At 62.6% G+C, this 11868-nt stretch carries 10 protein-coding genes; 8 read left to right on the top strand and 2 right to left on the bottom strand.

Annotated elements, in window-relative coordinates; translation table 11 throughout:
- Nucleotides 1-55: 55 nt before the first annotated feature.
- Nucleotides 56-964, top strand: a complete 909-nt coding sequence (locus tag AC0YKC_RS15030) for a nucleoside hydrolase (RefSeq protein WP_488511596.1) — start codon at nt 56-58, stop codon at nt 962-964.
- A 9-nt stretch (nt 965-973) separates the two neighbouring features.
- On the opposite strand, the gene AC0YKC_RS15035 is transcribed toward AC0YKC_RS15030, so the two are convergent.
- Complete coding sequence (locus AC0YKC_RS15035) at nt 974-1222, bottom strand: hypothetical protein (RefSeq protein ID WP_488511597.1); 249 nt, start codon at nt 1220-1222, stop codon at nt 974-976.
- A 64-nt stretch (nt 1223-1286) separates the two neighbouring features.
- Between AC0YKC_RS15035 and AC0YKC_RS15040 the strand changes: the two genes are divergently transcribed.
- A complete protein-coding gene (locus AC0YKC_RS15040) occupies nt 1287-2147 on the top strand; it encodes a class I SAM-dependent methyltransferase (RefSeq protein WP_320296819.1) in 861 nt (286 codons plus the stop codon).
- Nucleotides 2148-2410: 263 nt separating this feature from the next.
- Complete coding sequence (locus AC0YKC_RS15045) at nt 2411-5047, top strand: bifunctional diguanylate cyclase/phosphodiesterase (protein WP_320297021.1); 2637 nt, start codon at nt 2411-2413, stop codon at nt 5045-5047.
- A 47-nt stretch (nt 5048-5094) separates the two neighbouring features.
- Here the strand turns inward: AC0YKC_RS15045 and AC0YKC_RS15050 are convergent, their stop codons facing one another.
- Nucleotides 5095-6279: a Gfo/Idh/MocA family protein gene (locus tag AC0YKC_RS15050; RefSeq protein WP_488511598.1), complete on the bottom strand. Its 1185-nt coding sequence runs from the start codon at nt 6277-6279 to the stop codon at nt 5095-5097.
- 199 nt (nt 6280-6478) lie between these two features.
- On the opposite strand from AC0YKC_RS15050, the gene AC0YKC_RS15055 reads away from it, so the two are divergent.
- From AC0YKC_RS15055 to AC0YKC_RS15075, 5 genes are all read left to right on the top strand, one after another.
- Nucleotides 6479-7378: a MurR/RpiR family transcriptional regulator gene (locus AC0YKC_RS15055; protein ID WP_488511599.1), complete on the top strand. Its 900-nt coding sequence runs from the start codon at nt 6479-6481 to the stop codon at nt 7376-7378.
- A gap of 71 nt (nt 7379-7449) precedes the next feature.
- A complete protein-coding gene (locus tag AC0YKC_RS15060; protein WP_488511600.1) occupies nt 7450-8232 on the top strand; it encodes an SDR family oxidoreductase in 783 nt (260 codons plus the stop codon).
- Nucleotides 8229-9755, top strand: coding sequence for a mannitol dehydrogenase family protein (locus tag AC0YKC_RS15065; protein ID WP_488511601.1), 1527 nt, complete (start codon nt 8229-8231; stop codon nt 9753-9755). Before AC0YKC_RS15060 ends, AC0YKC_RS15065 begins: the two co-directional genes overlap by 4 nt.
- A gap of 19 nt (nt 9756-9774) precedes the next feature.
- The gene (locus AC0YKC_RS15070) at nt 9775-10686 is read left to right on the top strand and encodes a sugar phosphate isomerase/epimerase family protein (protein WP_488511602.1); all 912 of its coding nucleotides are present in this window, start codon (nt 9775-9777) and stop codon (nt 10684-10686) included.
- Nucleotides 10687-10758: 72 nt separating this feature from the next.
- Nucleotides 10759-11811, top strand: a complete 1053-nt coding sequence (locus AC0YKC_RS15075) for an ABC transporter substrate-binding protein (RefSeq protein ID WP_488511603.1) — start codon at nt 10759-10761, stop codon at nt 11809-11811.
- The last annotated feature ends 57 nt before the right edge of the window (nt 11812-11868 follow it).

Below are 11868 nucleotides of genomic sequence, written 5' to 3' on the forward strand. Positions count from 1 at the left end.
GCCATCCCGACCGGATGGCCCTTTTTACTGCACAAACAAAATGGACTTGTCACACATGGCCAAGAGCAAAATCATCATCGATTGCGACCCCGGCGTGGACGACGCCATTGCACTACTTCTGGCCTTCGCATCCCCCGACGAGATCGAACTCGTCGGCATCACGACAGTCATCGGTAACGTCTCGCTGCCGCTGACGACCCGCAACGCCTTGCGCGTTACCGCCATGGCCAACCGGCAGGACGTTCCGGTCTATGCCGGCTGCAGCCGGCCGATCGTCCTGCCGCGCGTGCAACGCGGCGCCTCGGTGCACGGCACTGACGGGCTTGGCGATCTTGGCGTGCCCGATGCCACGCATCCGATCCAGGGCCAGCACGCCGTCGACTTCATCATCGACACGATCTTACGCGAGCCGGGCGAGATCACGCTCTGCCCGATCGGCCCGATGACCAACATCGCGCTGGCGCTGATCAAGGAACCCTCCATCGCTGCCAAGATCAAGCAAATCGTGTTCATGGGCGGCGCCGCCTTTAGCCCGGGCAACACCGCCACCGATGCCGAATTCAACATCTGGATCGATCCGCATGCGGCGCAGGTGGTGCTGTCGTCCGGCATTCCGATGACCATGTTCGGCCTCGACGTGACGCGCCACGCGACGCTGACCAAGGCGCGCTTCGAAGAGCTTGAACGTGACGCCAGCCCGCTTATGAAAACAGCCATCGCCATGATGCGCTATTACGGCAGCGGCGACGCCAGCCTGCACGACCCCTGCGTGACCGCTTTCCTCATCGATCCGACTCTGTTCGAGGGCGTCGATGCCGTCATCGACGTCGACCTGGATCAGTCGGGCGCATACGGCCGCACGCGCGCTGTCGAAAACGGCAACGGCTCACCGATTCACGTCATCACCGAGGTCGACGATGAGCGTTTGTTCCGGCTCATCGACCGGCGGCTGCGGTTGCTATAGCTCCGCGAGCTAAGCGGCGAACCGCGCCAGCGTCCACGCACCGCCCGCGCCGCTCGACTCCACCGCCGCGGCCACAAGCTTCACGCCGCGCGCGCCGTCGACCACGTCCGGCACCTGCGCCGCGAGGGCCGCGTCGACTTCTCCACCAGAACGGTGCGCGCGAGGGTTAGCCTGCGCGGCATTCCCACGATGCGCAACTCCAAGCATGTCGCCGACTGCGTGGCACCGCGCCAGCTGCGATCCGGGATTGACGCTCACGCCCTCTCGCTGCAATGTCTATTAACCAGCTGTTAACCTTGCAGCGGCTGAGATCGGGGGCAATTTGGAACCGTTTCTGGATGCGAATCTCCTGAATTGGGACGATCGCGCCGAGTTGCACGCGACCGACCGAACCGGCAGCTATCGCATCGAAAATGTACTGGCTGGCGGATCCAACCTCTATGAATTGGAAACGCGCGAGGTTGGCGACATTTTCGGCAAGGACATCGTCCATCTGCAATGTCACATCGGGCTCGACACGATCAGCCTGAAAAATCTCGGCGCGGGCAGCGTGACAGGCCTGGACTTTTCACCACGGGCCATCGCGGCGGCGCGAGATTTCGCCTCCAAGGCGGGCAGCGACGTCCGCTTCGTGGAAGCGCCGCTGTACGAGGCCGTCGAAGCGCTCGACCGGACCTATGACATCGTCTACGTCACCTGGGGGTCGGTGAACTGGCTCGACGATGTCTTCCGTTGGGGCCGGGTGGTCGCCGGTCTTCTACGGCCCGGCGGCCGGCTCTATATGGCCGAGGGCCACCCCTTGATGTTCCAGTGCAATCGCAAGGCTGCTGCGCTCGAGTTGAAGGACGATTGGCGAACGCCTGTAGCACGGCCGCTGGTCTGGAACGAGAAGCTGACCTATACCGGCGATGAGCGCGCCTTGAAGCACCCTCGCTACTATGAGTGGATCCATCCAATCAGCGACGTGGTAAACGCCCTGATCGCAGCGGGGCTGACGCTCGATTTTCTCAACGAGCACGACACGGTTTCCTGGAAGCACTTTTCATTCGCGGTAAGGGCCGGCAAGGATATGTACGGCTTGCCTGAAAACGCTCCCAAGATTCCGATGGCTTATTCGATTGGAGCAACCAAGCGCGGCGTCGGGACGTACCGGATCGTCCAAAAGAAGGTCGACAGCCACTAGAGCAATTCCAGGAAAAGTGTGATCGGTTTTCCGTCCGGAATTGCACAAAAACAAGAAGATAGTGCGTTTTCGCCGTTTCCGTGAAACGGTGAAACGCACTAATGGTGGCGCGTTCTCCGGGAGACGGTGTCCGAAGGTGGAAAATTTTCAGAGACCGTGAAGGCCAAAATTAAGTTATTGCGAACTAATATTCCCTTGACGAGGCTCGCTTAGAGAGCCTGACAAGCAAAGGGAACCTCGCTTTATTGGCTTTTTTCGCCGATATGTTCGCCCGCGTGAAGGGGGGCGTCTTTTCACCGGCGAGGATTCCGGCGGCGATCGCGGTTGCGGTTATTGCCCTTTGCGCGGTGCTCGTTGACCATCAAAACAAGCTCGTTTCGGATCAGGTCACCCGCGCGGACGTCCTGGCCAAGGTTAATGTCGTTCGCGCCAAGCTCGAAGGGAAGATTAACGGCAACCTCCAGCTGGCGCGAGGACTGGTCGCGGCAGTCTCGACCGAACCCTACATGGGACAACAACGTTTCGCTGAGCTTGCGAGCAGACTGTTCAATGAAGAGTCCCAGCTTCGCAATATTGCCGGCGCGCCCGACCTGGTCATTTCCTTGATGTACCCGATGGCCGGCAACGAGAAGGCCATCGGCCTCGATTATCGCAAGAACGACCAGCAACGTGCGGCGGCACTGCGTGCGCGCGACGAGCGCAGGCTTGTTCTTGCCGGCCCTGTCGAATTGGCCCAAGGAGGACAGGCCTTCATCGGGCGATTTCCGGTATTCGTGAAAAGCGCGGGCAACACCGAACGGTTCTGGGGCATCGTTTCCGCTGTCGTCGACGTGCAGCGCCTCTACCAGGCGAGCGGTCTTCTCGACAAGGATCTTGGGATTGACATCGCCCTCATCGGCAAAGACTCCCTTGGCGCGAAGGGAGTGCAGTTCTTCGGTGACGAACGGGTCGTCAAAAGCGATCCTGTGATGGCCGACGTTCTTTTTCCATCGGGCTCCTGGCAGATCGCTGCGATTCCCAAGGGCGGTTGGCCCTCCGTCCCCACCAACGCCTGGCGACTCCGGGCGATCATGGCGGCGGCAGCGGCGCTGATTTTGATTCCTTTCCTGGTGGCCGGCCGCCTGATCAATGAAAGACAGCGTAACTACTGGGAACTGAACCGGCTGTCGCGACGGCTGGAACTGGCTCTGGAGGCGTCGGCAATCGGAGTGTGGGAGCACGACCTCGAAACCAACCACCTTGCGTGGGACGATCGCGTCAACGAAATATACGGTAGAGAGGCTGATGGCGGGGCCCGTGGATATCCGGACTGGGCCGGGGCCATTCATCCTGCCGATCTGCCCGGTGCGCTTGCAGATTTCGACAAGGCCGCGGCCGGGCGGAGCACCTATTCGTCGGAATACCGGATTGTTCGTCCCGACGGCGAAATTCGTCACGTCCGCTCCAGGGCGATCTTCTACCAGGCTGCAAACAATTCGCCGCGAATGGTCGGCGCGGAGTGGGACGTGACGGCAGACGTTTTGCTGAACACCGATCTGGTTCGCGCAAAACAGCTGACTGAATCAAAAAATACGGAACTTGAATCTGCCAAGGCGCGCATAGAACACGTCGCCTTGCACGATTCGCTGACGGATTTGCCCAATCGGCGTTACCTGGACCAGGTGCTGGAGGATTATACGGCAAAAGCCAGGCTGAATGGCGGCTATGCAGCGCTGCTTCACGTCGATCTGGACCGTTTCAAGCACATCAACGATACGCTCGGGCACGCGGCGGGCGATGCAATGCTGGTGCATGCGTCATCCGTTCTGCAGTCCAATGTCGGCGATCGCGGGTTCGTCGCCCGAATTGGAGGGGACGAATTCATCGTGCTCTGCACGGTGCGTGACGATGTCGGCCAGGCGGCCGAGCTCGCCGACCGCATTATCGATGAGATGCGCAAGCCCGTTTACTACCACGGCAACCAATGTCGTTTTGGCGTCAGCGTCGGAATTGCCATCGACAATGGCAAAGACGCCGATGCCAAGCAGTTGCTGGTCAACGCCGACATCGCCCTCTACCGGGCCAAGCGGCGCGGCCGCAACCGACATGAATTTTTCAGCGGCGAACTGCAAAGCGAAATCGTCAACGCAAAGAGAATAGCCGACGAGATTCTGGCCGGTCTCGAGCGAAACGAATTCGTCGCATACTACCAGCCTCAATTTGACGCGAAGACGCTGGAGATCGTTGGAGTTGAAGCGCTTGCGCGGTGGAAACATCCAGAGCGGGGAATTCTGGCACCTGACGTTTTCCTGAAGATTGCCGAAGAACTGAATGTCGTCTCGGTGATAGACAGGAAAGTCCTCCAGCAATCGCTATTGGATTTCGAAGCGTGGTCCGGCGAGAAAATCGGCATTCCGCGCGTGTCGGTCAACGTTTCGGCGCGGCGCCTGCAGGACGAGGAGCTCCTGAAGAGTCTGCGGGCCCTCAACATCAGGAAGGGAACTTTTTCCTTTGAGCTCGTCGAGTCGATCTTCCTCGACGACAATGACGATCTGGTCACGTGGAATGTCGAGCAGATCAAGCAACTCGGCATCGACATCGAGATCGATGATTTTGGCACCGGCTATGCGTCCATTGTCAGTCTGCTCAAATTGCAGCCGCGCCGCCTTAAGATCGATCGCCAGCTGGTGGACCCTATCGTAAACTCGCCCCAGCAAAGGCAAGTCGTCTCCTCGATCATCGAAATCGGCAAATCCTTGGGTATCGAGATCATTGCCGAAGGCGTGGAAACGATGAAGCACGCACGTTTGCTCAAGGGGCTAGGCTGCGACATATTGCAAGGCTACGCATTCGGGCACGCGATGGATCCCGAAGGGCTGAAAAGCTTCGTTCGGTCTCGTCGGTTGCGCGTCGCAAGTTGAATCTTGATCTCGGGCGAGCATCCCCTCGCGGCAAGGCGTCGCGTGCCTCAGGGAAACCGGGCGGGAGTCCACGCCCCACCCGCCGCGTTCGACTCCACCGCCGCCGCCACGAATTTCACGCCGCGCGCGCCGTCGACCACGTCGGGCACCTGCGCCACGCGCGCGGCATCAACCGTTCCGCCCGAGCGATGCGCGCGAATAATGGCGGCGGCGTCGCGATAAAAGTTGGCGAAGGCCTCGATATAGCCTTCCGGATGCGCGGCCGGCATGCGCGAGACGCGCCGTGCTTCCGCCGTCGAGCCGTGGCCGCCGCGCACCAGCGTGCGCGTCTCCTCGCCATAGGGCGAGAAGCGCAATTCCTCCGGCCGTGACCCGGACCATTCGAGTCCGGCCTTCTCGCCGTAGATGCGCACCGAAAGGTCGTTGTAGTGGCCGGGCGAGGTCTGGCTGGCGAGGATCGTGCCCCGCGCTCCGCCACTCCAGCGCAGCAGCACATGCGCGTTGTCGTCGAGCCGCCGCCCCGGCACCGCGGTGAACAGGTCCGCGGAAACCGCCTCGGCTTCGAAACCGGAGACGAAGCTTGCCAGGTTGAAGGCATGCACGCCGATATCGGCGAGCACCGCCGACTGTCCGGCGCGCGCCGGATCGGTGCGCCACTCGGCCTGTTTCTGGCCTTCGGCATCGATCGGCTTGGTCAGCCAGTCCTGGATATAGGCGCCGTGCACAGACACGATGCGGCCAAGCTCGCCCGCCGCCACCATTTCGCGCGCCTGGCGCGCCATGGCGTAGCCGGTGTTGTTGAGCGTGACGACGAAACGGCGCTGCTTCGCTTTGGTCAGCGCCACCAGCGCTTGCGCCTCCTCAAGCGTCGTCGACAGCGGCTTGTCGCAGATCACGTCGATGCCGGCTTCGAGGAAGGCGGTGGCGACCGGCGCGTGCAGATGGTTGGGCGTGACGATGACCACTGCCTCGATGCCGTCCGGCCGTGTCGCCTCGGCCTTCGCCATGGCGCGGTAGTCGGCATAGCTACGCTCCGGCGCGATGCCGATCTCGGCGGCGGAGGCCGCGGCATTGTCCGGATCCGACGACAGCGCGCCGGCGACCAGCGCGATCTGATCGTCGAGCCGCATCGCCAGCCGGTGCACGGCGCCGATGAAGGCATTGCGGCCGCCTCCGACCATTCCAACTCTCAGGCGTTGGCGCGTGGTTCCGTCCGCGGTTGCATAGACCATGATAGAGATTATCCTCCCGATTGCAGCGGTGTGTTGCTGTGGCGCGGACCATAGGCAGTCCGCCGGCATTTTTCGAATGATATTTCTATTTTTTGTTTTGTAAAACGATCGTACCGCGGTAGCGTTTCTCGTGGCCCAATTTATGGGCCGCATCCGGAGGGAGGGTTCGGGTGTCTCAAGCCGTGTTTGGGTACGTCGTATGAGCGGCCATCGCCGAGCGGCGAACGAATCGTCTGCGAATAGCCTGGAGACGGCGGCGAGAAAGCGAAGCCGATCGCTGGCGGCACTTGGCTACACCAAGCCGCAAACCTATGAAGAGCTGCGGGCGGTGCTTTCGTCGGGCACCGTGCATTTCCCGAAACGGCTTCGGCAGGTGGCGATCTTCCTCTGGCAGCATCCGAGCGAAGTGGCGCTGGGCACGATCGCGCAGGTGGCGGACCAGGCCGGCGTGCAGCCTTCGACCCTGGTGCGCTTCGCGCAGATCTTCGGCTATTCCGGTTTTTCCGATTTCCAGGTCCTGTTCAAGGATCGCATGAAGGGCTCCTGGCCGGACACGCAAGGCAACCAGGAAAAAGCCCCAGAGCCGAATGCGAACCTGCATTTCCTCGGCGGCATGGTCGGTGCGTGCCAAGCCTCGCTCGGCCGCATCGGCAATGGGTTCGACATCGACAGTTTCGAGACGATGATCGATCATCTGGCGGCGGCGGAGCTGATCTATGTGATCGGCAGCAAGCGCGCCTTTCCCGTCACCACCTATCTGTCGCTGACGCTCTCGCAGCAGGGCGTGCGCAACGTGCTGGTCGACAATGTCGGCTCGACCGCGCTCGACCAGGTCGGCTGCATCACGCCGCGCGACGCGGTGCTCGCTGTCTCCTTCAGCCCTTACAATTCGATCACGCCTGACCTCGTCGCCGTCGCGCATGAGCGCAAGGCACGCATTGTCACCATCACCGACAGCACCTTCTCACCGCTGGTGAAGCTCTCCGACACCTGGCTGGAAGTGGTCGAGCAGGATTTCGCCGGCTTCCGGTCGCTTGCCGCTTCGCTGGCGGTCGGCATGGCTTTGGTCCACGGCGTGGTCGAGCGGCGGACAGGCTGACCGGGACGATTGACTAAAGAGAACTGTCATTCCATATTTGAAAAAATGGAAACTTTATTCCGGGAGGAGGAATGGAGGTTCGTCTTGACGGCAAGGTGGTGCTGGTCACCGGCGCGACGCAAGGCATCGGCCGGGCGATCGCGGAGACGCTTGCGCGCTCCGGCGCTGAAGGTCTCGTCATTACCGGCCGTGACAAGTTGCGCGGCGCAGAGGCTGCGGCGGCTATTTCGCGGATGGGCACCCCGACAGTCATTGTTCCGGCCGATCTCGCCGACCCCGCTGCGCCGGCGCGGCTGGTGGAATTTTGCATTTCCCACTTCGGCCGCATCGACGGCCTGGTCAACGCCGCCGGCCTGACCGATCGCGCTTCCTTCGTCGATGCCACGCTCGACGATTGGTCGTCGCTGTTTGCCGTCAACGCCCGCGCGCCCTTCTTCCTGATGCAGGCGGCGATCGCCGACATGACGAAGCGTGGTCAGGGCGGCTCGATCGTCAACATCCTGTCGATCAACGCACATTGCGGCTCGCCGGAGTTGGCCGTCTATTCCGCCACCAAGGGCGCGCTGGCGACGCTGACCAAGAACGCCGCCAATGCCCACCGCTTCGACCGCATCCGCGTCAACGGCATCAATGTCGGCTGGACCGACACGCCGGCCGAACGCGTCATGCAGGCCGAGACTCTCGGCCAGGGTCCGGGCTGGCTCGACTCCGCAAACGCGACACAGCCCTTCGGCCGGCTGTTCTCCGTGACCGACATAGCCAATCTTGCCGTCTTCCTGCTTTCCGACGCGGCCGGCCCGATGACCGGCGCGCTGATCGACCAGGAGCAATGGGTGATCGGAGCCAACCGGTGAGCGCCGAGAACCTCAGCCCAGCCCTGCTGGAACGTTTGCCGTCGGAGGTCCGCAGGCCGGCTTACGATCGCGCCGCGCTGAAGCCGGGCATCGCCCATATCGGCGTCGGCGCTTTCCACCGCTGCCATCAGGCCGAATACACCGACGACCTCCTGGCCAAGGATTTCGGCCGCTGGGGATTGGTAGGCATCAACATAAGGCCGCCTTTGCTTGACGACACGCTCGGCAAACAGGACGGCCTCTACACGCGGCTCATTCGTCAGGACGACGAGGTCGAGGCGCGCATCATCGGCAGCATCGCGCGCGTCGTCGACAGCCAGGACAATGCGGCGCCGGCGCTGGAGGTGCTCGCCTCGTCCGACATCGAGATGGTCACCATGACGGTGACCGAGAAGGGCTATTGCCACATCCCGTCGAATGGCGCGCTCGACCTCGACCATCCCGATATCGTCCACGATCTCGCCAATCCCGAAACGCCGCGCAGTGTCCCCGGCATCCTGGCAAGAGCGCTGGAACTGCGCATGGCCACGCATCGCCGGCCGGTGACGCTGCTGTCCTGCGACAACATCCCGACCAACGGCATCATCCTCGGCAACGTCGTGCGCACATTCGCCGAGCGGCGCGGCAGGAGGCTGGCGGACTGGATCGAGGCCAATGTCGCCTTTCCCTCGGCCATGGTCGACCGCATCGCACCGGCGACGACCGAGGCCGATATCGATACGGTCGAGCAACGCTTCGGCTACCGCGACGGCGCCGTGGTGGTGGGCGAGCGCTTCCGCCAATGGGTGATCGAGGACCGCTTCGCCGGCTGTGTGCCGCGCTGGGACCGCGTCGGCGCCACCTTCGTCGACGATGTCACCCCGTTCGAGCATCTCAAGATGCGCGTGTTGAACGGCGCCCAGACGACGCTGAGCTATCTCGGCGTTTTGGGCGGCTTCGAGCACACGTTCGAAGCGATCGCCGATCCGCTGCTCGCAACCTTCGTCCGCCGCATGCTGACCGAGGAAACCCTGCCGACACTGATGCCGGTGCCCGGCATCCAGCCGACGGCCTATATCGAGCAAAGCCTGTCTCGTCTCGCCAACACCGCGATCCGCCATCGCAACCACCAGATCGCCACCGACGGCTCGCAGAAGATCGTCCAGCGCCTGCTCAATCCAATCCGCGACCGCCTGGCGAAGCGCGAGAGCATTACGCTGCTCTCGGTCCCCGTCGCCGGCTGGATGGCCTATCTCATCAAGGCATCCGCGCGTTTCGGCCGCGCCTGGCAGGTTTCCGACCCCTTTGCCGACAAGATTGCGGCGATCGCCGACCGCATCGGTTCGGACAGCAAGGCGCTTGTCGATGCGATCCTTGCGATCGACGCCATTTTCGACCCGTCCCTGGCCGTCAACGCGACATTCCGGGCCCATGTCGTCGCTGGGCTCGACGGCCTGCTTTCGGGCGATCCGATGGGCTTTGTCGGACAAGTCTGCGCTGGGCCAACCGATGCGCGGTTGAAGCAGCCGGCTCGATCTGCATAGTTGGGAATTGGGAGGGAACATGAAGCTTGGACTGCTGACAGCACCGTTTCCGGATACGCCGCTCGGCGAGGTCGTCGACTGGGCGCGCTCTGTCGGTTTCGAGGCACTGGAAATCGCCTGCTGGCCGAAGACGTCCGGCGCCAGCCGCCGCTATGCCGGCACCAGCCATATCGACGTAGACATCTCGGCGGCACAGGCCAAGGACATCGCCGCCGAGCTCGCTGGCCGGGGCATGACCATCTCCGGTCTCGGCTTCTACCCCAATCCATTGCATCCCGATCAAGCGCATCGCCAAGCGGTGATCGACCACCTGAAGAAGGTGATCGTGCTGGCGAGCCGCATGGGTGTGCCGCTCGTCAATACCTTCTGCGGCGGCGACGCCTCGAAGACTATCGACGCCAACTGGGAAGACGCCCAAAAAGTCTGGCCGGCGATCATCGCCCATGCGCGCGAGCATGGCGTGAAGCTCGCCTTCGAGAACTGCCCGATGATCTTCAGCTATGACGAATGGCCGGGCGGGCACAACATTGCCTACTCGCCCTATGTCTGGCGCCGCATCCTCGAGGCCTGGGGCGGCGACGTCGGCATGAATTTCGACCCCTCGCACCTCGTCTGGCAGATGATCGACAAGGAGCGCTTCATCCGCGAGTTCGGCAAGAACATGCTGCATGTGCATGCCAAGGACCTGATGATTGATCATGATGGTTTGTACGAGCGCGGAATCCTTTCGGCTGGCATAGGCTGGCAGGTGCCGCGCATGCCGGGGCTTGGGGATATCGACTGGAGCAGGATTTTTTCGGGCCTCTACCGGGCCGGCTATGACGGGCCGGTCATCATCGAGCATGAGGACCGGCGCTTCGAGGGGACGGATGAAAAGGTCAAGCGCGGCTTCCTGCTTGCCCGCGACGTGCTGCGCCCCTTCATCAAATGACGACAGCTTGGCGCCGACCGCGTCGGCGCCCAGGAATTGAACTGAAAAAATTGAACTGAACGGAAAAGATCAATGTGGAGGAGTACTGAAATGAAAAGACATCTGACCGTGGCCACGCTCCTTGCCGGCGCCGCCTTGCTTGCCTCGGTGGGCGCCTCGGCAGCCGCCGGCAAATACACGATCGGCATTTCCAACACGGTGCAGGGCAACGGCTGGCGCGAGGAGATGATCTGCGCGATGAAGGCGCAGGCGCTCGCTTCGGGCGAGGTGGCGAAGCTCAACATTGCCCACCGCAACACCGACGCCGCCGGCCAGCTCGAGGACATCCGCAACCTGATCAGCGCCAAGGTCGACGCCATCGTCGTCAACCCGGCCGATCCGGCCGGCATCAAGGCGGGCCTCGAGGAAGCCACCAAGGCCGGCATCGTCGTCGTCGCCGTCGACCAGGCAGTGACCGAGCCGTCCGCCTACATCATCTCCAACAACCAGGAACAATATGCCTATCTCGGCGCTAAGTGGCTGTTCCAGCAGATGGGCGGCAAAGGCGAAGTGTTCTATATGCGCGGCGCCGCCGGCGCTTCGGCCGACTCTGATCGCGACAAAGGCTTCAAGAAGGCGCTGGCCGAGTTCCCCGACGTGAAGGTCGCGCAGGAAGTGTTCACCGGCTGGCAGCAGGACCAGGCCAAGCAGCAGATCCTCTCCTTCCTCGCCACCGGCACCCCGATCAACGGCATCTGGACTTCGGGCATCGACAACGTCATCGTCGACGCGCTGGTCGAGCAGCAGGCGCCGATGGTGCCTGTGGTCGGCGCCGACAATGCCGGCTTCGTCGGCCAGTTGAGCTCCGTCAAGAGCCTGGTCGGCGCTGCGGTCACCAATCCCGGCTCGATCGGCGGTGCCGGCGTGACGCTGGCCCTGCAGATCCTCGACGGCAAGAAGCCGGCGCAGCAGACCGTGCTGGTCAATCCGGAGCTCTGGGAGAACGCCACCGACGCAGGCAAGGCCAAGCTGAAGAGCGTCGTCGACCCCTCGCTCAGCCCCGAATGGCCGGTGTCGATCTCGATCCCGGACTGGACGACCTACACCAAGGACCAGATCATCGCCTGCAAGGGCCCGGGCGAATAAGCGCCTGATCCGAACGCAAGCGCGAGGACGCCGGACCAAGGTCTGGCGTCCTTGCCA

It is taken from the genome of Mesorhizobium sp. CNPSo 4661, from assembly GCF_057784215.1.